Source organism: Bacteroides sp. M10, assembly GCF_014334015.1.
GTDB classification, from domain to species: domain Bacteria; phylum Bacteroidota; class Bacteroidia; order Bacteroidales; family Bacteroidaceae; genus Bacteroides; species Bacteroides intestinigallinarum.
The window spans coordinates 3,309,894-3,333,713 of sequence record NZ_CP060488.1 but is presented as its reverse complement, the minus strand read 5'-3'; the positions used below and the strand labels follow the sequence as shown (position 1 = coordinate 3,333,713).

15 protein-coding genes are annotated in these 23,820 nt (G+C 39.0%); 5 read left to right on the top strand and 10 right to left on the bottom strand.

Translation table 11 applies throughout. The annotated features are described in order from the left end of the window. Positions 1-47: 47 nt before the first annotated feature. Together H8796_RS11670 and H8796_RS11665 are read right to left on the bottom strand one after the other, a co-directional pair. Positions 48-476, bottom strand: coding sequence for a DUF6575 domain-containing protein (locus H8796_RS11670; protein WP_117936869.1), 429 nt, complete (start codon positions 474-476; stop codon positions 48-50). Beyond that, positions 473-847, bottom strand: a complete 375-nt coding sequence (locus tag H8796_RS11665; protein ID WP_117936871.1) for a hypothetical protein — start codon at positions 845-847, stop codon at positions 473-475. Before H8796_RS11665 ends, H8796_RS11670 begins: the two co-directional genes overlap by 4 nt. A gap of 179 nt (positions 848-1,026) precedes the next feature. Here H8796_RS11665 and H8796_RS11660 point away from each other — a divergent pair, with 179 nt between their 5' ends. Beyond that, on the top strand, positions 1,027-1,689 hold the full coding sequence (locus H8796_RS11660; protein WP_117936873.1) for an HAD family hydrolase: 663 nt from the start codon (positions 1,027-1,029) through the stop codon (positions 1,687-1,689). 128 nt (positions 1,690-1,817) lie between these two features. Beyond that, complete coding sequence (locus H8796_RS11655) at positions 1,818-2,957, top strand: glycoside hydrolase family 88 protein (protein ID WP_117936875.1); 1,140 nt, start codon at positions 1,818-1,820, stop codon at positions 2,955-2,957. A 76-nt stretch (positions 2,958-3,033) separates the two neighbouring features. Here the strand turns inward: H8796_RS11655 and H8796_RS11650 are convergent, their stop codons facing one another. From H8796_RS11650 to H8796_RS11640, 3 genes are all read right to left on the bottom strand, one after another. Further along, the gene (locus tag H8796_RS11650; protein WP_117936877.1) at positions 3,034-6,315 is read right to left on the bottom strand and encodes a glycosyl hydrolase; all 3,282 of its coding nucleotides are present in this window, start codon (positions 6,313-6,315) and stop codon (positions 3,034-3,036) included. Between the two features lie 13 nt (positions 6,316-6,328). Further along, positions 6,329-10,621 (bottom strand): two-component regulator propeller domain-containing protein, encoded by a 4,293-nt coding sequence (locus tag H8796_RS11645; RefSeq protein WP_117936879.1) that lies wholly within the window; start codon positions 10,619-10,621, stop codon positions 6,329-6,331. Between the two features lie 100 nt (positions 10,622-10,721). Next, positions 10,722-13,253 carry a hypothetical protein gene (locus tag H8796_RS11640; protein ID WP_117936881.1) on the bottom strand — a complete coding sequence of 844 codons (2,532 nt, stop codon included), beginning with the start codon at positions 13,251-13,253 and terminating at the stop codon, positions 10,722-10,724. 357 nt (positions 13,254-13,610) lie between these two features. Here H8796_RS11640 and H8796_RS11635 point away from each other — a divergent pair, with 357 nt between their 5' ends. From H8796_RS11635 to H8796_RS11625, 3 genes are all read left to right on the top strand, one after another. Further along, positions 13,611-14,015, top strand: a complete 405-nt coding sequence (locus tag H8796_RS11635; RefSeq protein ID WP_122138311.1) for a hypothetical protein — start codon at positions 13,611-13,613, stop codon at positions 14,013-14,015. Then, complete coding sequence (tnpB, locus tag H8796_RS11630; protein WP_004296723.1) at positions 14,003-14,353, top strand: IS66 family insertion sequence element accessory protein TnpB; 351 nt, start codon at positions 14,003-14,005, stop codon at positions 14,351-14,353. The genes H8796_RS11635 and tnpB overlap by 13 nt, the downstream gene beginning before the upstream one ends. Positions 14,354-14,439: 86 nt before the next feature. Continuing rightward, positions 14,440-16,005: an IS66 family transposase gene (locus H8796_RS11625; RefSeq protein ID WP_187343914.1), complete on the top strand. Its 1,566-nt coding sequence runs from the start codon at positions 14,440-14,442 to the stop codon at positions 16,003-16,005. Positions 16,006-16,588: 583 nt separating this feature from the next. Here the strand turns inward: H8796_RS11625 and H8796_RS11620 are convergent. From H8796_RS11620 to H8796_RS11600, 5 genes are all read right to left on the bottom strand, one after another. Beyond that, complete coding sequence (locus tag H8796_RS11620) at positions 16,589-18,904, bottom strand: carboxypeptidase-like regulatory domain-containing protein (protein ID WP_117512645.1); 2,316 nt, start codon at positions 18,902-18,904, stop codon at positions 16,589-16,591. A 45-nt stretch (positions 18,905-18,949) separates the two neighbouring features. Continuing rightward, positions 18,950-20,899: a discoidin domain-containing protein gene (locus H8796_RS11615; RefSeq protein WP_117512646.1), complete on the bottom strand. Its 1,950-nt coding sequence runs from the start codon at positions 20,897-20,899 to the stop codon at positions 18,950-18,952. A gap of 23 nt (positions 20,900-20,922) precedes the next feature. Beyond that, positions 20,923-22,317, bottom strand: coding sequence for an O-antigen ligase (locus tag H8796_RS11610; protein WP_233530387.1), 1,395 nt, complete (start codon positions 22,315-22,317; stop codon positions 20,923-20,925). A gap of 283 nt (positions 22,318-22,600) precedes the next feature. Continuing rightward, the gene (locus H8796_RS11605) at positions 22,601-22,975 is read right to left on the bottom strand and encodes a DUF1573 domain-containing protein (protein ID WP_015532423.1); all 375 of its coding nucleotides are present in this window, start codon (positions 22,973-22,975) and stop codon (positions 22,601-22,603) included. Then, positions 22,968-23,801: a DUF4369 domain-containing protein gene (locus tag H8796_RS11600; protein WP_117512648.1), complete on the bottom strand. Its 834-nt coding sequence runs from the start codon at positions 23,799-23,801 to the stop codon at positions 22,968-22,970. The genes H8796_RS11605 and H8796_RS11600 overlap by 8 nt, the downstream gene beginning before the upstream one ends. Positions 23,802-23,820: the final 19 nt, after the last annotated feature.

The window sequence follows — 23,820 nt, the reverse complement described above, 5'->3', positions numbered from 1 at the left end:
CTACTTTCCAACAGAAGTAGGACAATCTTCTTTATCATTATATAAACTCACATACAAGCCCAACCAAATTTGCGAACAAGCTCCGCTAGCAGGCTACGGTCTCTCATTGGCAAATTAATAACCACATTCTCTCGCTTCTCTCCAGACAAAACATATCCCTCAGCCGGCAATTTATCTTCCGACAAGGTACTTTCCTTTAATAGCGTTTTCTGGTATTCACCCGATTGAAACACAACATCGTAATACTCATGTTCACTTTCAGGCTGCAGATAGAGCAAACGCAAATCCGCTTCACCCACTAAAAAAGATTCAAGCCTACGTGTAGAGATACGAATTCCCGTATAGCGATAAACCGTCTCATCATCGTACAAAAGGCAAAGATACAGTGTATCAAAGGCATCTCTTGCCACAAAAAGTTGCGGCACATCACAGAAATCCAATATCCTGTCTATCCTTAATACATCTTCCATAATCAGACTATTTTAGCTTGTAAAACATTAAATTCCTTTGTTCTCCACCAAGAATAATGTGCTATACCGAAGGTTTTCTTTAACACTCCATCTTTTGGTTCTAAGGCGACTAAAGCAATACTTGCCTTCCTAAACTTAGGAAGTTTCAATCTCTTCTCCGCTTCTTCCCTTTCTGAAAATAGAGAGACTGCCCTTGTTACGCATTCATCTATTCCTAATCCCTTAAAGACTTTATCCGGCTGCATTTTTCTTTGTGAAAAGAAATCTTCTGTTGTAGCAGGATTACCATTTGCAATTCTATAATAATAGCCTTCGCACTGCTCCGCATCCGTAGGAGGGCATTGTTCGGGCAGTGTCTCAAACCATTCTGCATTCATTATTCTTTAGTTTCTCGCAAAGTTAAGCCAATCCGGTAAAATAACAAATATATTTCCAGCTTTGTTTGTCATTGGATATTCTCTAAACAATTGCTCCACTCTTCCCTATCTCACTTTTTTAGTATACCTTTGCAAATCGGGAGATTTAAGTATAAGATTAACAATAAACCAAAAACTCAATGAAGAAACTAGTTATATTTGACCTGGATGGAACATTGCTGAATACCATCGCCGACCTTGCCCACAGCACCAATTATGCTTTAAATAAATTAGGATACCCCACTCATGAAATAGAAAAGTACAACTTCATGGTAGGCAATGGTATCAATAAACTCTTTGAACGCGCATTGCCCGAAGGTGAAAAGACGGAAGAAAATGTACTTCGTGTACGCAATGAGTTCGTTCCTTATTACGATATTCACAATGCAGATGATAGCCGACCTTATCCGGATATTCCGGAACTGTTATCCTATCTGCAGTCTGCAGGCATCCAAATTGCCGTAGCATCCAACAAATATCAGGCTGCCACAGAAAAGCTGGTTGCCCACTACTTTCCCGGTATTCACTTTACAGCAGTTTTCGGCCAACGGGAAGGAATAAATGTCAAACCCGATCCGGCAGTTGTTTTTGATATATTAAAACTAGCCAATGTACAAAAGGAAGATGTTCTTTATGTAGGCGATTCCGGTGTAGATATGCAAACGGCTGCCAATGCAGGAGTTACCGCTTGCGGAGTGACATGGGGATTTCGTCCACGCACGGAGCTGGAAGAGTTTGCTCCTCAACACATCACAGATGCTGCTGAAGAGATAAAACAGTTCCTCTCGGCCGGTAAAGTCTAATATTACATATTTTCCGTACAAATTTCAATATTACTTTCCTTACAATGCATTTTCTTTGCAACAGGTAAAGAAAGGTTCACTTTTGTGTACCTAAATCTAAGAACAGTAGTAATTTAATTTATTATACAATGAAAAAGCATCTTATACTATTTTTAATCGGAGTAATATTGAGTTATGGGAACATAAAAGCACAGACAGTTCCCGATAAAAAAGAAATTCTCAAAGTAACCCTCCAGGTGAACGACTATTTTATGAAGAAATATGCTGATTATCGCACTCCTTCTTTTGTCAAAAAAGTGGTTCGTCCTAGTAATATCTGGACACGGAGTGTGTATTACGAGGGTCTAATGGCACTCTATTCCATCTATCCTGCAGACGAATATTACCTCTATGCCAAAGAATGGGCAGATTATCACCAATGGGGATTCCACCGAGGAACAACCACCCGTAATGCTGATAACTACTGCGCCAGCCAAATCTATCTCGATTTATACAACATTTGCCCTGATCCTGAAAAAATACGGAAAACGAAAGCCAATATGGATATGCTGGTCAACACTCCACAAGTAAATGACTGGTGGTGGATAGATGCCATCCAGATGGGGATGCCGATATTTGCCAAAATGGGAAAACTTACAGGTGAACAGAAATACTTTGATAAGATGTGGGACATGTATGAATATACCCGCAACCAGCATGGAGAAAACGGAATGTTCAACCCCAAAGACGGTTTATGGTGGCGAGATCATAATTTCGATCCTCCATACAAAGAACCGAATGGTAAAGACTGTTACTGGAGCCGTGGAAACGGATGGGTATATGCAGCTTTAGTACGAGTTATGAATGAAATTCCATCCGATGAAAAACATCGTCAGGATTACATCCATGATTTTCTGACTATGAGCAAAGCACTGAAACAATGTCAGCGTGAAGACGGCTTTTGGAATGTCAGCCTCCACGACCCGACAAACTTTGGAGGCAAAGAAACTTCCGGTACAGCCCTTTTCGTATACGGCATGTCCTGGGGGGTACGTAACGGGCTATTGGATAAAAAGACATATCTGCCTGTAATCATAAAAGCATGGAATGCCATGGTGAAAGATGCAGTTCACCCAAATGGTTTTCTTGGCTATGTACAGGGAACCGGCAAAGAACCGAAAGACAGTCAGCCTGTCACTTATGATAAAGTTCCTGATTTTGAAGATTTCGGTACAGGCTGCTTCCTGCTTGCCGGAAGTGAAATCTACAAATTAGACCTCAACATGTAGTTGATAAACAATCTTGCGTTGAATCCGGTCTGTGAAAAGTAGACCGGATTCAAGGTAAGCAATAATATCTTCCCGACTAACGGACTACCAGATAGACATTCCCGATAATCCCTGATGGAACCAAAGTATCTTTTGAAGTCGCAATCGCAGGATAAGCATAGGTAAACCGTTCATTTTGTGGTAATGATGCATCACCAATCATTCTGTTCATTAATGAATTTACCACATGTATCTCTAAAGAATTCTCCCCTTCAACTGCCCAACGAGTCAAATCCGCTTCCCAAGGTGAACACCACAAAGTTGAAACTTCATGTCCATTCAGATAAATCCTGGCCAGCGAACCTAACCGGTCAAAACGCAACAATATCTGTTTACCCTTTTCTTTTTTGTCTATATGGATGTTCTTTTTATAAACAGCCGTCCCCGAATAGTAAACGATGCCCGGCTCTTTTGCCTTACTCCAATCAGTCAATTGTGTAAAAATGACTTCGCCCGGTCCACCCCATCTCGGATCAAAGTAAACTTTCCAATCTCCATTAACAATACACTTCTTTGCTTTATCTGTTGTAAACCCTCTCGCAGGCAAAGAATCATTCTTTCTATCCGAAACTATAATAAACCCGGATTCGCGAGCAGCAAGTGATAATCTTAATGACAAGCTATTTCCTCCAAGTATAACAGGAAGTGAATAACACTCTCCGGAAACCGGATCCCAATATTCAGCATATTTCCTACCTGTACGCAAATGGACAAAATCACTGAATACATTCTCACTATGATTATTTATAAAGTAAATATCAATATTCGGCAAATGACGATGGGTAAAATATACTTTATTTTCCGGTTCATTCCCACTTTTCAAAGCAATATCCGGATGAATTCCCTCTTTTTGCAAAGCCTCCTCCAAAGTTATTCCCCAATATACATGCCCCTTCCCCAAAGAGCGGATTCCACGATCCTTTTTTCCGCTTCCCCACAAGGAAGCTACCATCTTATCATATTCATCATCATGCACCCGTTCGGCCAAAGATACAGGATATGCAGGACGTTCGCCATATAACGCAACTCCCTGCTCCACCAAAGTAACAATATGCCGGAGGGCAGCCAATGTCATTTTACAATCTTTCTGCAGGACCAACATACGATATTTCATACCATCCGGCAGTACAATATCCCCATTTAAAGCTTTAGTTCTGTTGATCAGAGCATCTGTAGTACACACATCAAAGTTATATCCCTCGGGTATCTCCGGCAAACGATGAGAAAGTAACTTCACAGGCGGATTATCGCCCAAATAAACACATAAATCGATAACAGGAATTCCCTTTCGTAAAAGTCCGGCACATCTTGCCTGATAATCCCAAAACGGACGACTATAATTCCAGTAAGCGTTATTTCTATTCAGGCAATAGTGCCTGCCTCCCCCCGTGTTACCAGGGATTTTATCAGTCCAAGGCTGATAAGCAGATGCACATACCACAAATTCATTACTTCCGAAAGCTAATGCATAATCAGCCAGATTCTTTAAATCAGCTAACGAATGAGAAAATTTAGCGTCCGTAAACGCCTCGGCAGAAGCCACTCTTTTACCGTAAAGATGAGCAGCGGAAGACGCCTCTTTTATATCATAACTTCCTTCGGTCTGATAAGCCCAAAACTCTCCTTGTGGTTTCTGCACCCTACCTTTTGCCTGAATATTATCGCCAACAATATTCAAAGCATTCCCTATAGCCTGTGCTGTAAAATCAAGGCCAGCATCGAGGCATAGGCTATCTAGCGTACCATAATAACGATCAGATATTAAATCGGCAATAGTACGTCGCATATCATATAGAAAACGGTCTGAAACTTCAGCAGAACCGACAACATATCCCATCAAAGCAGGAAGATAAGGATGAATACCATACCCCTTGCGTTTCATGAATTCCTGTTCGAATCCCGGAGTCCAGTTCTGCGCCCCCGCTTCATGGCTATCCATTATCATTCCGGATGGCGGACAACCTCTGACCGACAATGAATCGTAAATGACTTTAAAATAATTTTTCCACTGAACAATAGCCGCTTCCGCAGACATCTTATCACATTCCAAACCTTTTAACCCGGTACGTCCATGCTTGGTATATCCTCCCTGTGATTCGTGGGCAAATCTCATTATCATCCATTTCCCTTGCGGAACATTCCAGTTCAAAACTCCATTTCCATCGACCTGTTCTGTCAAATCAATAACATCAGCCGGATTTATCGCATCTGTTGAAGGCAAAGATGATCTTTCTTCATTTTCTATAAAGTCTGAATTAAAACCGGCTTTATCCTCCCAATTATTCACTTTTTCTTGTGAAGAGAGCAGTAATCCTCCCATCAATAATTTCGAATATCGATTCTTACTATCTGCCCAATCATGCAGATGAATCCTGAAAAAGCGGCTTTTGACCTCCGGAAAAGTTACCGTATGTTGCCTGCACTTTGTCGACACCCCTTGGTAAACAGGTTTCAACTTACAAACTTTTTTATAATGCAAACCGTCATCCGAAGCCTCCAATTCCCCCATATCGGGCAATGCTTCATACATAGCTCCATAAAACTGATCGGATGAATGACCGGGAATATTCATGGCACATGTACGCGCTTTTCCTCTGGGGTTAGCACTATAAGTAAAACTCCGGGCTGAAAAAGGACTCCTAAAATCCATTTTTATATATACAGATTCTCCCGGAAGTAGTCTGGGCATCTCAACCAACTTCCCATTCTCAACAAATAGAGATTCAAGGGATAATCCTTCCATATTAGAAGACAATTCCGGTTTCCTGCTTATACTCGTTTCCACAGTTCCAGTAACAGGAAAAGCGATGACTGCAAAATCCCAAAATTCAGATTGTGATGTAGGTAAAGGAAGACGACCGGAAAACCGGCAATTTCCACTGACAACTGTATCGCTGGCAACTACCTTTTGCATACTAAGTTTCTTCGTTATCCAAGGGCCTCCGGCTACATAACCGTTAGAGACATTCACCTCAAATGTCAATCCCAACCTTTTAGCCTCGGATGCCGAAAAAATCAGTTTCTCCCACCAGTCTTTCGAAAACACGGGAGAAGCATCAGCTCCTTTCCCGTGCACCTGATCGTAATACACCACTCCTCCGATTCCGGCCTGCTTAAACGCTTCCAAATCAGCAGTTATTCCTTCCTTTGTGGTCTCCGTTTCACCATGAAACCACCATAATTTAGTGCGGACTGAATCATTTGGGAATCTAAATTCCTGCCGTAGCAAATCTATATTTCCCTTCTCTTGCTTAATTGAAGAATGCCCGCACAAAACTAAAAGTCCCCCTAACAACAGGGTCCTGTAGAACATCTTCATATTGTATAATAAATTACTTTTTAGAATCGCTTCTCTCCCCTTTCTGGTAAGCAGAAGGAGATACTCCAAACTGTGCCTTAAAACATTTACTGAAATAAAGAGGATCATTAATACCCACTTTATAAGAAACTTCCGCAACAGTCAGATCCCTTTCGGTCAAAAACAATTCAGCAGCCTTCTTCATTCGTACGACACGCAAATACTCATTCGGTGAGTATCCGGTCACGCCCCGTAATTTCTTATAAAATACAGTTCGTCCCATCCCCATCATCTGCGCAAATTCATCAATAGAAATGTTGTATTGAGAATAAATCTTTTCCACCACAGCCACCAACTGATCTGCAAACTCCTTATCCCGGTCCGTGTTACATAAAGCAGGGCGTACCACCCCCGGTTCACTGGAAAATTTCTTCCGCAACTTTTCGCATTGCTCTATCAGTCGGAACACCTGCGCAAGCAAAAGCTTAAAACTAAATGGCTTTGCAACATAAACATCCGCTCCCGCTTCAAGTCCTTCCAGGTGCTTATCCGGTGAAGTCAAGGCAGTCAGCAGAATAATAGGAATATGACTTGTCGCAAATTCAGTTTTCAGTTTCTTTGTCACTTCGAAACCGGTCATCCCGGGCATCAATACATCGCAGATAATCAAGTCTGCGTCATAGTTGCATGCCTTTTCAAATCCGGATATTCCATCCGCAGCCACTTCTACTTCAAAATAAGCACTAAGCTCCTCCTGCAGGAACCCACGAATATCATTATCATCTTCGATGACTAATATTTTATGTTTTCTTGACGTTGTGATTGTCTTTTCATGTTCCTGACATTCTTCTGAAAGTTCCTGCAAATGGTGAGTCTGCATATTCGCTTCTTCCAGCAGGAGATTGCCGGGAACCAAGAAGTCTTTTTCCGAATAAACAGTTTTATCAGTCGGAATACATACCGTAAATACGGAACCTCCCCCTTCATTATCTTTATATTCAATCGTTCCCTTATGCACCTGCACCAATTCATGGCTCAAATGCAACCCTACTCCAATGCTATCTCCGGAGAAACTACTTTGCATAAAACGTTTAAACAATTCTCCCTGCTTTTCTTTAGGAATACCTACTCCGGTATCCGCTACCTGAATGTATAAACACTTCTTCACCTCATCCACATTCACAGAAAACAGAATTGTCCCACCCGAAGGAGTATACTTAAAAGCATTTGAAAGTAAGTTATACACCACCTTATCCAAATTACCTTTATCAATAAACATTTTATAGGATGGTACAGACGGCAAAAAGCGGAAATCCATATTCTTCTGTTCTGCTACGTCACTGAAACTTAAATATATTTCGTACAGGAAAGCAACTACATCAGTTTCCTGCAGAGAAAGAGCCAACTTGTTGTTCTGCATTTTTCTGAACTCCAGCAACTGATTAATCAGCCTCAACATACGTTGTGTACTTTTATCCATAACTTTCAACGGATGCAATAAGGCTTGTGGAATATCATCCGTCCGGTACATTTTCTCCAATGCTCCTTGGATCAATGTAAGCGGAGTACGGAATTCATGAGAGATATTTGTGAAAAATACCAGTTTATACTCTGTCAGTTGTTTTTCAACATTGATGCGGTTGCGCAACCTATTGAAATTAAAAATGATACGATATGTAAAGTACAAAGCTATTAATATCAGGATGAAATATCCGAGCATAGCCCAATTTGTTTTCCAAAACGGAGGCACGATAACAATCTTCAAGGTTGTTTCGGTATCATTCCAAATACCGGCACCATCACAATATTTCACATGGAAAATGTAACTGCCCGGCTCCAGATATTTATAAGTGGCAAAACTTAAAGAAGACGGAACATTCCATCCCTTGTCATAGTTTTCCAGCCAATACATATACTTGATTTGACCATTATCCGAATAATCGAGAGTAGAAAAATCAAGCATAAAAGAATTCTGGAAATATTTCAATGTAATCTTATCCGAATAGGCTAAAGATTCTTGCAAAGGAGAACCCGGCATATTAGGCTTCACCTGAATTCCATTAACGGACAATCCTGTGATAACAATAGGAGAAAGCAATCTCTCTGTTGGAATCTTCTTCGGGTCAATAATCGTCAATCCGTAGTTTGTTCCAAAAATCAGTTTACCGTCTGCACCCATACACGCACTGTTCTCGCTATACACATTTCCTAATGTATAAGATGAGAAAAAATAATTCTCGAAAGAATGGCTGTTGGGATTGAACCTTGAAATTCCATATTCCGTAGCAATCCATAATTGTCCCGAATGATCTTCTAAAATAGATTGCACCATATTATTAACCAGTCCTTCCGCTATTCCATAATGTGTATATTTCAAAGACTGACAGTCGTCTGACAGTTCGCATAGATTCAGCCCGGCACCCGAAGTTCCTACCCACATGCGCCCTTTGCTATCACGAAACAGGCAACGAATCTCATTGCTGCAAAAATTGCCATCGGTGTAGCTGAACAAATGATAGTTATCTTCATTAGCGATCAATGAGTCAGGGTGGAAAATGCAGATACCTTCACTTGTGCCCATCCATATCATCCCTTTCTCATCTTCTGCCATTACTCTGACTATCCGTAAGCCATACTTCTTTCCTTGAAAGAAACGACGGAACTTGTATTGTCCTTTTTCCGTTGATTCTGCCAGATCCAGTCCTCCTCCAAATGTCCCCACCCACATACGATCTTTCTTATCGCGAAGAATGGAATAAATATTAGAATGAGATAAGGCAAAAGGATTAGACGGATCCGTTTTATACCACGTATCTCCTATTTTTAGTCCGTCTCCCCGGGTTCCTATCCATATATTCTCCTGACTATCTTCTGAAATCGCATAAATATTATAGGGCAAATAATGATTATCTATCTTAGTTTTCAGATGAGAATCATAATTATACAATCCACCTCTTCGCGTTCCTACCCATATATCTCCATTCGACATTTTAGTCAGTAACCGGATTGTATTCGAACGGTCAAAAACATCCGGTGATTCTGGATAGACATGTGTAATACCTTTATTTGAAATGGAAATATGAGACAAACCGGAATATTCGGAGCTTACCCATATTCCTCCTGTTCTGTCTTTCATCAAACATAACAAAAAATCTGACCCTATAGGTCCTGCATTCTTCCCTTCGGAAACAAAGTGTTCCAACCGATCTTCCTGAATATCGTAGGTGAAAAGTCCGTTTCCATAAGTTGAAATCCACACAATCCCCCGGTCATCACGCACCACATGATAGCGTTCATAATCTATATATTTCATCTTCTCTTCAGGAATCAGTTGAAAATTCTTTATTTCTCCGCTCTTCGAGTTTATATAATAAATTCGTCCAGTGTTATTGTAAGCCCAACAATCTCCATAATTGTCATGAATAACTTTTCCATTATTTATTTTCAATTCCCGGCAAGGAGTTATTTGAAAATTCTGAAAATCAAATTCATATACTCCTTCGCTGGAAGTAAATATAACCCATTTATCTTTTATCAATGAATGTGTACTGACAGATGTATTACCGGCAATAGCAGACAGCGACGCTAAACAGTCTATTTTTTTCGATCCATTTATACAGCGATACACATCTCCACTCTTTGTCAGAAAATACATATCCTCTCCATGAGGGAAAGAAGAAGAAAAATTCAATTTCCTATCGATAAATTCAACTTTCCCTTTATAAACAGACGCAAGTCCCTGCATGGTACCAATCCAGATCCTGCCACTAGAATCTTCATTTATAAATTTAATCCGGTCATCGGGCAGGTTTCCAAATTTCGTTCTAAACTTCACAGAGGTCATAGTCCGATCGTCCTCACAAACAATTTGACGCACACCATTCCTTCTATGCCAAAGCCACACATCTCCATTAGAGGACATAAATATTTCTGAATAGTTCTCTCCATCACTTCCGGTACCGGTAAAATCTACAAAACAAGCTTTCTGTAGATCATAACAGCTGAATAATTCCGGCACAGTCTTTATCCACAAAAAACCATTCTTATCCTCTGCCACATGTTTTATTCTGTTATCTGCTAAAGAAATCCGATCGTGTTTCCCGCTTTCCAACTGATAAGTAAGAAAAGTATTTCCATCATAACGGGTCAATCCGTCTAAAGTACCCAACCATAAGAACCCTTTACTGTCCTGAAACATGCATCGTACAGAATTACTAGGTAGCCCATCACTGGTTCTCATTTGTTTGGAACTAAGTTCAATATCAGCATACAAATCCGATAAAGAAAAACTAAACAAAACGAAAAGGCATAATAATTTATATTTCATATAGTGCTTTGGGTTATTTTGATTGCTGGTTACAAAGATACATCTTTTGCACTGCAACATAGAATGTAACACTATGAAAAAGTAAAATCTCCATATAAATTTATTCTTTAATAATACACTTCCCACGATTTATCCCCTCTGCATTGATCGTCATTTGTCGACAAGTAGCATTATTATAAAAACTAACGTTCACTTTTCCATTATTATCAGTCCTCACATCAGGATTCCAATACAAAGTTCGACGAAAATCTATATCTCCCGGAACACTATTACTATGATTTACCTGATAGAATTCTCTTACAGGAGAAAAGGCTTTGAAAAAAGTATAACGCATTCCCTTCTTATACTTGTCATGCAACACATCGTTATATAAACGGACGATGAATAATACCAGCCTTTGGTTAGCCTGAAAAACAGCATCATGTAAATGTCTCATACTATAAAAATCTGATGTCGGATCACTCGGAGGATAATAGCCATAATTACTATCTATGTTTCTCACTATCCAAGCCCGAAGATTTCCATCATACACTTCTATTGTTTTTATATTCTCTATCGGATGATCGGAAGCACCGATGCCCTTTCGCGGATTAACAGAACCTCCACCATCTAAAATATAACAAATAGCACTATTAGCATACGTATACGCAGTATCTACCATGTTTACCGCAGAAATATTTCTTTCCATATATTCCCCCAATGTTCCTGGATAATCCTTCCCTTGATCCATCAGCCTACTAATATCCTTTTCCACATCACAAACCAGATCCGGAAATATCTCATTCTTTATCTGTTTTTTCTTTATCACCACTTGGGGAAGATTCTGTATCATACCTAAAACATTACTATTGGCCAGACTATCTGAAGTGTCTGCAAAAACAATAACCGTATCCTTCACCTGAAAGTCCGAAATAGAATAACTGCGGGCTTCCGGACTAAAAAGGCGGTCGAGCATAATCCTGCAATGTTTCGGTTTGCCTTTCGAAGTCACAGAAAGAGCCAGCTGCCATTCACCGTCTACTGCCGCATGATCCGGCAACAGGAAATGGAAACGCCCTTTTTTGTCAGTTTTGCAATGACCATGGAAAGAAGCACTATCCTTAACAATCCAAAATACAACATCCACATTCGCTTCCACCTTATTCTTGAGTAAAGATTTCACTACACCACTCACTGGCAAACCCTCTTCAGCATAATGTGCCACATGAAAAGGAGATACCCCCGCCATCACCTGCCAATTGTAACGGCGCCACCCCTGTACCATCATCAACAAGTCCAACTTCATACGATTACTACGGTCGTCCGTCCCGAAATATTGCATCGGATGAGCGATGTAACCTCGTATTTCAGAAGAGAGCAACAAGTCTGTCAGGATATTCTCATGATAACCAGTATGAATTTCTGTGCCGGCATCACGCACAGACAATGAAAAACTGCCTGACACAGGATTACCGGACAAATCTTTCACAGCAAGTGATAGTCTCACCTTTTCTAAAGGTTTATAGAAAGGTTTATCCGCCTCCACCGTAACACAGCAATATTCTAACGGAGCACGATTAAAAGCCAAACGGTCTGCCAAAATTTTGCCATCCTGATTATAAAGAGTAAATTGAAGGCAACCGGCAGGAAGTTTTCCTTTATCCAATTGATAAATATAAGGTTTATCACCCAAAATTAAAGCTTCTGCTGAATAAACTGTACCACGACATGATACAGAAACGGCTAAAGTATCAGCCGGCAAGTCCGGAGATTTTTGCAGATGTACCTGATAAGTCTCTGCATCCAAATCTGTCACACGCATCACATATCCTGAAGAAATAATGTTTGAAAAAGAAAAGTCATATTTCTTTCCATCATAATCGGCTACAATTTTATATGTAGTCTTATCAGGAATCATTTCAAAAAATCCCATACCTTGGTGATAAGTGGAGAAATATGAAACCAGTTCACCGGAAGAATCATATACCGCACCTGTTATATTCAAATCTTCTCCATTCTCTCCTGTAGCTTTGAAACCGATTCTCGAACGTAACCCAACCACAGCATTTCCTCCTTCAGGATAAAAGGAAAGGTTGACTTTCTTAGCTTTTGTGGTCTTTTTACGTTCGTCTTTCAAGCCAAAACCACTATCCATCTTCCGATCAGTATAATACCCTTCTATTTCCGGAGAATCATAAACAGGAAATACACGAGAAAAAATACAATCGTCACCAAAATTCAACATACTTCGAGTGTAAGCACGAACTTCATAGAACCCACTATGATAACGGGAACTCAAGGCAAATTCACCATGACATTCGCCATTTTCAAGCTTTAATTGGCGGTCATCTACTACCATTCCTTGTGGAGTCAACAGCTCTACATGTAACACTTTGCTTAAAGTTGTGGGACGAAGTTGCTCTGCAAATACCGCATAAGCCTTAAACCAGATAGTATCACCCAAATAATATCCGGTATTGTCAAAATGAAGATACACCTTTTCTTGAGGGTTCAGTTGGTTGAATTGATTTATCGCTTTTACATAGCCAGGTAATGAACGGACACTTATAGATTGGGCGTATAATGGTGGAACTATTATAATATATAATAGTAAAATAGCGAAAATTGCTTTTATTTTAGTTATGTGTTTCATGACTTTTTAAGATTTACACAAGCAAAACTAGCCAAAAGGAATAATGAATACAAAAAACTTAGCAGGCTATTTCGAAACAAGGATTATTATCCATATTTATGTCATTTTTTCCATATACAGACCAATGATTTGCATTGGTTCATAATCGGTACGGTTTTGAACAATTCAATGCTTTTCTCTATAACATAATTCTTCCATCTCCTTCACTTTTCTCTGTTTCTTCGATAAATAAGGAGTTTGCAGGTGAATAGTCGGTCTTTCACCTTCTCTTCATCGTGAATCAAATGTAAGCGTCTCCGCGATTCTATCTTGTCGCCCTTTTTCTTATATTTTTGCTATGTATAAAAATGAAGCATTATGGATTTAGCAGAAAATCGATTTGGAAAAACTTGGAAACATTTCCTTGAAGTATTGAAAGTAGACTACAATTGTTCTTTAGCCGATGTTTGCCGCGATCAGCATACCACTTTTGGTGGTATGAGTTCCTGGATGTCCAGACGGGGCTATAGCGTTAAACAAGCCAAGGCAGATGTGGTCCGTGATTATTATGGCGGCGTTGAACCCTCCCAACCGACAACTTCCTCTCCTTCATTCACTCAAATAGCACCCGCCATGTTGCCGGAAGAAGAGTTTAGTCTTGCCGGGATCACAATCACCTTTAACAGTGGAACCACCATTTCGGTCAAACGGGCCACACCCAGTGGTGTTATTAAAATGTTGCGCGATTACGAAAGAAAGGAGGGAGATCCATGTATTCTCTAACATCAGCCAATCGCTACTATCTGTACCAGGGCTTTGTTCGTATGAACCTTGGCATTGACGGTTTATTCAAAATTATACGATCGGAAATGAAGGACTTGTCTCCCGTTTCCGGAGATATCTTTTTATTCTTTGGTAAAAACCGACAAAGTGTAAAAATACTGCGTTGGGATGGCGATGGCTTTCTTCTGTACTACAAGCGCCTCGAAGGTGGAAGTTTTGAGTTACCGACATTTAACCCCAATACAGGTAATTACGAGATTTCTTATCAGGTTTTGTCTTTTATCTTGAATGGAGTGTCATTAAAGTCTGTACGGTTGAGAAAACGTTTTAGGATCTAATACAACATTTTGATTATTAGTTATTTGTACTAAAGATATCATCCGGTTTATTTGGTTAATTTGTTGATTTTTTATATCTTTATGCCATGAAAAAGGATGAGATCATAGAGTTATTGAAGGAACAAATCAAGGGATTACGAGATGACAACAACAGACTCTTGGACCAAATAGATGCTTTGATAAAGGAGGTTTCTTCCCTTAAAGAGGCACTCCTTCAAAAAGGCGAATCTCTTAGCAAGCAACAGCGCCTTACTAAGGGACTCGCCAAACTTGTATCCAACACATCCGAACAGCAACAGGCTCCCCAATCTGCCATATCCGAAGAAGAGCGGCAGAAGATAGAAGCGGAAAAAGCAGATAAGCGTAAAGCAAGAAAGAACAATGGGGCCAAACGTGACATGCATTATGAGATGGAGGAAGAAGAACATGTCGTTTATCCCGATGATCCCGATTTTGACATCAATAAGGCCCGGTTGTTTACCACTGTTCCCAGAATATGCGTCCGCTATGAATGTGTACCCATGCGCTTCATCAAGCATGTCTACAAGATACACACCTATACGCAAGAAGGTCGCCTGTTTGAGGGAAAAACACCGGCTTCGGCCTTCTTGAATTCCAGCTATGACGGTTCATTTATTGCCGGATTGATGGAATTACGTTATATACAATCGCTACCTGTTGAAAGAATCATCAACTACTTCGAGGGGCATGGCTTTACGCTGAAGAAACCTACGGCTCATAAGTTGATAGAAAAAGCCTCAAGCCTCTTCGAAAATCTTTATAAGTGCATCCGGCAGACAGCTTTGAGTGATCCTTATAAGGCAGCCGATGAAACCTATTACAAAATACTCGTCCCGGAAAAGAACAGCAAGGGAAAAAGAGTCAGGAAGGGATACCTTTGGGTGGTTGTCGGCATAAACACCAGGATGATATACCTGCTCTATGATGACGGCTCCCGGTCTGAAAGAGTTATTCTTAACGAATTAGGCGGTTGCAAAGGTATTATACAAAGCGATGGCTACTCACCTTACCGGAAGCTTGAAAGCGATGCTTATCCCAATATCACACGCATCCCGTGCTTGCAACATATAAAACGGAAATTTATAGATTGCGGTGAGAAGGACCCGGATGCAAAAAGAATCGTGGAGCTGATAAACGCACTTTATCAAAACGAGCATAAGCATAAAGTTGGGGTTGAGGGATGGACGGTAGAACAGAATCTTATGCATCGAAAAAAGTATGCGCCGGACATACTCGGAGAAATAAAAGATATGCTTGATGAAATAGAAGAACGGGGGGATTTATTACCTAAGAGCGAACTGCAGGAAGCCATTACCTATCTTCGCAATGAGTGGAATGCAGTGGTGGACATCTTTAATTATGGTGACACTTATCTGGACAATAATATGGTTGAACGGATGAACCGGTACATATCCTTATCAAGAAAAAACTCATTGTTCTTCGGCAGCCATAAGGGGGCCGAACGAGGCGCCATACTCTATACGATAGCACTCACTTGTAGGATGCATAAAGTGAATTTATTTGAGTATCTCACGGATGTGATAAACAGAACAGCCGAATGGCAACCGAACACACCAATTGAAAAATACAGGGAACTGCTTCCTGACAGATGGGAAAAGGCTAATGACTAAAAAGGGATCATTAGCCTTTTTATTTTAATACACTATATAGAATCGCGGAGACGCTTACAATCAAATCAAATGGCTGCTTCCTGATTCAACCATTGAGCAAGATTAGTAAAGCTATTTCGTAATTAGTTTCAACCCTATTTGAAACTAAAAGTTTCACGCCGAGAAACAAAGTGTTTCAAGCATTGAAACGAAGTGTTTCACACCGAGAAACGAATCGTTTCAAGCTGTGAAACTATTTTTGAAACTAATCGCCACAGGTGAAGAGGTGGTGAAGTTGTTACCCTTCACCCGCAAACTCCTTATTCATCGAAGAGACAGAGAAAAGGTGAAAGAAGACATAGAAAGATTGAAAATAAATATCCGATGAGAAAATCCATTCTATTCTGTAACAATTAAAAACCGCACCGATTAATTACTAATCCGTTAATCACTATTTAATTCCTTTGTGCACCATTATGAACTTTCCAACTAAATTTCAAAAGAGCAACTACACCCAAACTTCATATTAAGGAGAGCTATTTTGATTTAGTTTTTTAAGAATGCTCCTTACCAATTAGTTTTCCCGTTCAATAATATATTTGTTTTAATCTCTTGATATAGTTGACTGATTCGTATCTTGTATAACCGAATTATCAAATTTATGCTTTTTCTTTCCAAAAATGAAACGATAATTGACCGATAAGCTAATCACATGATCGCTAACGCGAGGTATTCGACTTTCATATCTTCTTTCATAGCCAATTTGCTGAAGGTGTCCTTTAGAGACTGCCTTGTACGGTGTTCGCATATATAAATCAATATTCCAGTTGTTGATACTGTAACCAGCTCCAAATCCCAGCATTCCGGGAAAATGAGTCATAAGACCGGAAGTGATTTTCATATACTTTGATGGTGCCATATAGTTTACATCAAAGCTCCAACCATTATGCATATAAAAAAGAGAACAGCAAAAGAAAAAACGATCAAAAGAAAAATTTTTCCACAATGTCACATCCATGCGGTCATAAATCAGCACTGGTCTTAAACTAAATATCTGTGGAATAATATCATATTGCAAAGCCAATTCATAGTGCTGACTCAAACTTTTGCCTCCATTCAAATTTTGATATATAAACATTTTCCGTTCGTCATCATAACGATATAGTTCATAGATCTGCGGATTACTTATGTGCAAACTAGCTGAATAAAGCAATGTCAACTTAGAATTCATAGTCCAATCATAATTTAATCCTGCATTATATTGCAAATAGTCTTTTAATTCAGGATTTCCTACAAACATCTCGTATTCATTTTTTTTATATTCGTAACCGGTACGATTTGAAAGACCTATTTCTGTACTACGGACAGTTCCGGTCAACTTCAACGAATGTCCCTTATGAAGATAGGAGAGTTTCAATGAAGGTATGAAAAAAGAACTGAACACATGATTTCCATTCGTCGTAGTATATGATAAATGTTCGGCAATGCTAGCTTGTAGATTAAATTTCTTCTTAATGCGATAATTATATGTAGCATAAAAACTGGTATTACCTTTATTTAAAAAGATCTCTGAATTTTGCCCCTCTTTTGTATTTAAGTTGTTAGTATGCGTAAAATTCTGATTTAGAGTCAAACTGACAGATGATTTATTTTTGAAACTTTTACTATAGTTACAATTAAGCCTTCCATACCAACTATCTTCGGCAGTAGCATTGGCATAAGAAGACGTTATGACTTCATCCGTACGCTGCTCATACCATCGATTGTAATCGTTGTTTCCATAACTTCCATACAACTCCAATCGAAGTATCTGCCTTTTGGGAAGAGTACGATTATAGCGTAATTGTAAAGCCGGATTCAACCTAACAGTATGTTTGTATTCTTGTTTCACGAGAACAGCGGATGTATTATTATACCGTTGCCGATTCCAGTCGTCATTTTCGGACATACTCCTATTCATTCGTAAAGAAGAATAAAATGTTTGCAGCTTATCTTTATAGATATAGTTCAGATAGGTTTTCAAATTGTTATTGTTATCCAATGAGGGTAGCTCATCATCTGTCCGTACAATGGTTTCGTCAGGAAAATGATAAATGGTTTCGGTATATCCCTCATCATGATTTCTAAAATGAGTATAACTGTCCGATACTGACACAGCCCATTCAGATTTTCCTTCAAAATACTGGGCAGTTCCTCGTCCAGTACCTGTTGGTTTGTTCAATTGATGCCTTGCGTTTAAAGCGATTGTTCCTAAGTAATCCCGTTCTTTAAGTATATAATCTAATATAGTAGAAGCTTCCGGGTAATCGGGACGACCTTGAGAATAAAAATCTACACGTTTAATATCTTTGGGGTTTAGATTCTGCACTTCTTCCCGTGTTGCCTCACGTCCGTCAATACACAATAATACGCTTTCTCTATGATAAGTGATAGTTGCACTTCGAGGATCAGCTTCCAGCCCCGGAATCATTAACGCACGCAAAGCACTGTATCCATCATAAGAATGTCGTAACTGCTCACGAGTAGGGAATACCATTATTTTGTCTTCGGTATTTATCCGGTTTTGAGCTAGCACAGTTACTTCCTGTATCTGTACCACTTTCTTATCCATCGTTATTTCTCCTAAACGAATCTGGGTCTCTTTGGTCGGATTCAAGACTAAAGTGGTTTCCTTATAACCTAAATAACTAATTAACAACTTGTATTTTTGCTCCGTACGTGGAAGTTTGAGTTCAAATTCTCCTTTACTATTTGTAACTCCTCCTATCACTAAAAGCGTATCATTACTATAGCAGCGTATAGTTGCCGCTACTAAGTCTCGTTTATTTTCATCTATTAAATGTCCTTGTATTTTCAGTTCTTGTCCAAAGAGTGAAGTTCCCCAAAATAACAAAGCAAATAGTAATATAGCGTATTTCATAAAATTATTTATATTTCAATTTTACATATTCATTTTGCCGATGAATTAATACCATAGCTGCTTAGCATCTTTATATAAGAAAATTCGTTCATCCGTCCCCCTAGTAAGATTTCTCAATAATAGTAAAGCATTTTGTGGTACATGGTGAAAGGTTAGACTAAAATCGTCAGCTATTTGTTTGCCCAACGACACCCAATCCATATCCCAATAAAAAAGCTCGTAAGTATCTCCAATACGAACATTATTGTCATCATTACGTGTCATATAGCCTATTCTTCCAACAGATTCCGGTTTGCCCAAATCCAATCCTACCCAACCATCTCTTAAAGTTTTAGATGCGAAAAATGTCAACGGATCTAAATCAAAAGCAGCAAAACGGCTATAATGAGGATTTTTGCTTCGTTCTTCAGAACCTATAATGGTTCCTGTCAGTTTTTTATTGTCTTTATCCAAGAACATCAATTCTGCAATATTACAGCGGTAGGGCTTTGGACAGATATAACGCCAATAACGATACTTTGTAGTATCGCTCACATTTATACTACCCGATACGCTATACTCTTTGAATGTATGTACTGTGACAGCATCACTGAAATCCTCCTTGTGTGCTGCTTGAAACATGCTGTATTTTAAACGGAGTGCTGTGGTGAACGCTTTGCGCGTTAAAGGATATTTCCGTTTTAGACTAATACTTCTTTTCGATGTGTTATCGGGATTCAAGAACTCCAGTTCACCTTTTTCATTCAACAAAGCAGGATAATTGAATGGACGAACCCTTCCATTTATATAATATACCGGCAGATAGACAGCTCCCTTCTCTATTTTATCAAAGACGATCTGCTTACTATCTTTTATTTCCGAAAAACAAATAGGAACCCATTTCGCATTGTCAAATACTGCCAGATATGCATATTTTTCTTTGCGTTCTCTTTTCCCGGAAAGTACAGGAAAAACAGGATCAATGGTCGTTGCATATTCATCCGTAACGTCTTTTATAAACACATTGCGCAACGTTGACGGGACACTACCAGCTTCTTTATTCAGCCGGACTAAGGCCGAATTGGGAGAATATGTTCTTCGATATACTTTTCCCTTACACTCCCCCGGTCGTAAGGCAGCTAAAAAAGGTTCATGTCCTCCTTCACATACCATTCGGCGATCGTGATCTATCAAAATACTAAGCCACGAATGTGCATGTGCTTTTGTAGGCCACTGCAAAACGAAATCATACGAAACCGCAAACCCCTTACTGCGCATGATAGCTAAAGCTGTGTTTGTCCTTGTCTCACAAGAATTGGAAGGAATATTGCACCAAAACGGAACCTTATATAACGCATGCCACTTCAGAGGCTTTTTCAAATCGACAATAACGGTATCACGTAGTTTAATATTAATAGCTTCTGCCGCATGATAGGGTGTTTTATTCCAAATGTCATTATAAGAAAAATCGCCTAATGTGTCATTAGCTATCGGTTTCAACACATTGCGCCAATCATCAAAAGCCTGAAACTCTACGCACTTATAAGGAAGCATATATTCACAAAATTCATCGAATGTAATGCCTCTTGCCCAACGACCTTGTTGCCAATCGTCAAAAGCCGCGTCTATACTCTGTATCAGATAGTCGGCTTTTATGACAGAGTAATCTTCCTTAAACTCAAAATCATCTGATGGAAACTCTAACAACAAGTTATTTAATTCATTCACCTGTTCATCAATCTTTCTGTCGGAGAAGATAATCTTTTCAGCTTCGACATAATATTCTTCAATATCTTTCCCTATATACGACTGGTGTCCGGGCATATTCATTATCAAAAATTTGGCAGCTCTAAGTTTCAAACTGTCAGCTTCGTTTTCTTTATAATGCTCCAACACTTTTTCGAGTTCCAGACGATTATTGCCCGCCAGTGTCAGCACCTTTTCCAACTGTTTTTCTTCAGAGCTTTGACAACTGAAAAGCAAAACAAGAAAAAGAAAGATGAATGTAGCTTTCATTTTGTTTTATTGTTAGTTTATAATTAAATATTCTTTTTACGCAAATAGTTTCTAGCCTCTTCTTGTATGATAGTAACAGTGTAAGATGGTATCTTTATTCGTTTATTTATTATTTCTAAAGCTATCCGTTCGGCAAGTATGCAGTTATCAGATTTTACATAGACCCTCAAAAGTCCTTGTAATGGAAGAAAACGGCTAGGACACATACATTGTGCCAGCTTATATCGTCTTTCAGCTTCTTCCCAACATTCCATTTGATAGTAATTATCCGCCAATTGCATTTGCAGGTCATACGTATTGATATAAGATTCGCAATGCAAGAATATGTTGACGCTTTGTTTGTACAATTCCACATTTTTCAATTCTGATGCATAATTGTACAAGAAATAGGGATTGCCATTCCACTCATCATATAGCTTGGTAAATACAGATAATTCATTATCCAGCAAACCATTGTTCTTTTCTGCAACCAACGAAATTCGTTTCCATGTACGCTCGAAAATGATATTCTTAATCAAAAAGAAACAGAGTATAAAAAGAATAATCAATAAAAATGGCTTGTTGAAACGTATTGTTCGTAGAGCAACCTCCCGTTGATTAAGTGAAGCGAGGCAGTAGATAATCATGAACCAAACAAAAGCATATTTGAATGGATAAGAAAAACAGGAAAATATAGCAATAGAAACAAGCGTCAGTATGGCTGGAGTGTCAAATGCCACATTACTTCGAAAAACAGCAATCAACGACAATAAGAATAAAGCGATTCCTATGAGTCCTTGTTCAATCAGCAGCAACAGATACTCATTAAATGGATGATTCGTGTTTCCTGCCAATATTCTATCGCTTTCATCAGCATGGGAGGAAGACAAATATTTGGCTTGTTCCGGCATGTAATCCGCCTTAAAAGAACCAAGTCCGTTTCCCTGAATTATATGTTCCTTACACAATCCGGCAGATACTTTCCAAATCAGAACACGACCGGAAGCGGAAGCTGGTTTTAGATAAATCAGACCAATGAATAAACTTATTAGAAACAAAGCGCCTCCGCTGATAAGAAAGATGCGCCTTTTATGAATTAACTTCCGATAACGGAGAGCATAAAAAAGAAGTGTTACTACACATAAAGTAAATACACCTGTTCTCGAACCGGATAAGATAACGACTATAATGAGGAGAAGGCACGCCATAACCTTGAACGTTCTTCTTTTTCCGTTAGAAGAATGACACAAAAGAAAAGGATAACAGAGAACGATGCTCGCAGCAAATCCGGCGGGATTATCAAAAGAACCGGTAACTGGAAAATAAGATTGAGTTTCTATACACCCTACATATTGCAGCAAGCCATACAAGGCCGACAAAACTCCAACGACAGCTAAAATGCTATTAAATGTTTCTGTAGGATTTTTTCTATTACGCATCAACACAAAAAGAATCCATCCAGATACAATGTATACACTGTGTATATATTGTGATGTAAAGAGACTGCAAACGAAAACATATCCCATAAAAACAGTAAAAGACAGAAATAGAAAATCAACAGACAGTCTAATTTTTCGCTTCCAGTTCCCTATGCAAATACCTCCCCATAATATGATGCCGACAACGAAACTTATATTTTTAGGCATAAAATACCTATCCATAAACCAATCAGCCGATAAGTATAAGGTGGTGATAAGTAAAAAAGAAAACGTAAAAACATTATCACTGAATAATTGCCTTAACTTGCAGAATATAAAAGAGGGAGTCTGTATTTGCATTGATAATAATTAATTCTTCTTTCGCTCCTAATCCTTTTCCTTTCGGATTGAAAGAGAAATGAAGCGAGCACGATTCGTCAGGATTTAATTCATACTTCTCCACCGATGCTTGTGTACATCCACATCCAGTTTCGATCTCTCCTATTTCCAACCTGGCATTGCCTACATTGGTGATTGTAATGCTATCACGACAAATTATATCAGAACTAATTATTCCGAAATCGTGTGTATAGGAAGACAGGGACATCTCTGCCTTCCTTTTTTGATTGCAAGAAACGCAAATCAGCAGAATAACAATAAGACCAAGGATTTTACTCATTTTTTATAGTTGTTGATGATGAACTACTCGGAATAGTCTCGATGAAACGGGGTGGATCACCGATCAAACTATCTAATATCATTCGGCTCTTCTTTTTAAATTCTCGTTCTTTCATAATATAATCCCACCATGATAAAAAAGCATCTCGATCCGCTTGGGGCATTAAATCGATAATGCGTAAATATTGAGAGAGTTCAGGCTCCCCAATCGGGTATTTTGTCCTTAAATCACGAGCCAACATGACTCGGATGACATTCGGATATTTTGCATATTTTTCAAGAAAAGTAAACCGACCTTCTGAACGCTGTTCAGTTTCTGATATATCCAATAGCTTACAATTCTCTATATTAATACTATCTTTCGCCATTTTTCTACGTTCTCTATTCCAATATACAGCATTCCATTGAGCTTCTCGCTCAAGAATATAAGTATTATAATCTTCATTGATGGAAGTGCCCGATACATTAGCGTTATCGTTCCAATCGACCATACGAATATAGATATTACCCGGTTCCACAAAAAGATTAATATCAGTCCCTTTATGGAACGGTGGTCCATCATAGGATATTTGTGCAAAAAAAGGCTTTCGTGTGACAGTTCCTTCGTAAAAAAATTCCTTGCCAATCACCTTTATTTTTATGCTGTTGTCGTATGCTTGTTTTTGGCGTTCTCTTTCTTCAAGAAGATACGATTTATCTATTAATAACACATATTTACCATCTAGAGAATTATCAGGGAATTCACCCCGAATCGTAAATTTTTCCTGTCCCAAAAGTAATTGAGCAAAGAATGCGAATACAAAAAGGGAAAAGATTTTTTCTTTCATAATTGTATGTTGTTTGGAA

Coding starts and splice junctions, on each gene's coding strand:
- H8796_RS11665 (WP_117936871.1), bottom strand. CDS start 847: ATGAATGCAGAATGGTTTGAGACACTGCCCGAACAATGCCCTCCTACG.
- H8796_RS11660 (WP_117936873.1), top strand. CDS start 1,027: ATGAAGAAACTAGTTATATTTGACCTGGATGGAACATTGCTGAATACC.
- H8796_RS11655 (WP_117936875.1), top strand. CDS start 1,818: ATGAAAAAGCATCTTATACTATTTTTAATCGGAGTAATATTGAGTTAT.
- H8796_RS11650 (WP_117936877.1), bottom strand. CDS start 6,315: ATGAAGATGTTCTACAGGACCCTGTTGTTAGGGGGACTTTTAGTTTTG.
- H8796_RS11645 (WP_117936879.1), bottom strand. CDS start 10,621: ATGAAATATAAATTATTATGCCTTTTCGTTTTGTTTAGTTTTTCTTTA.
- H8796_RS11640 (WP_117936881.1), bottom strand. CDS start 13,253: ATGAAACACATAACTAAAATAAAAGCAATTTTCGCTATTTTACTATTA.
- H8796_RS11635 (WP_122138311.1), top strand. CDS start 13,611: ATGGATTTAGCAGAAAATCGATTTGGAAAAACTTGGAAACATTTCCTT.
- tnpB (WP_004296723.1), top strand. CDS start 14,003: ATGTATTCTCTAACATCAGCCAATCGCTACTATCTGTACCAGGGCTTT.
- H8796_RS11625 (WP_187343914.1), top strand. CDS start 14,440: ATGAAAAAGGATGAGATCATAGAGTTATTGAAGGAACAAATCAAGGGA.
- H8796_RS11620 (WP_117512645.1), bottom strand. CDS start 18,904: ATGAAATACGCTATATTACTATTTGCTTTGTTATTTTGGGGAACTTCA.
- H8796_RS11615 (WP_117512646.1), bottom strand. CDS start 20,899: ATGAAAGCTACATTCATCTTTCTTTTTCTTGTTTTGCTTTTCAGTTGT.
- H8796_RS11610 (WP_233530387.1), bottom strand. CDS start 22,317: ATGCGTAATAGAAAAAATCCTACAGAAACATTTAATAGCATTTTAGCT.
- H8796_RS11605 (WP_015532423.1), bottom strand. CDS start 22,975: ATGAGTAAAATCCTTGGTCTTATTGTTATTCTGCTGATTTGCGTTTCT.
- H8796_RS11600 (WP_117512648.1), bottom strand. CDS start 23,801: ATGAAAGAAAAAATCTTTTCCCTTTTTGTATTCGCATTCTTTGCTCAA.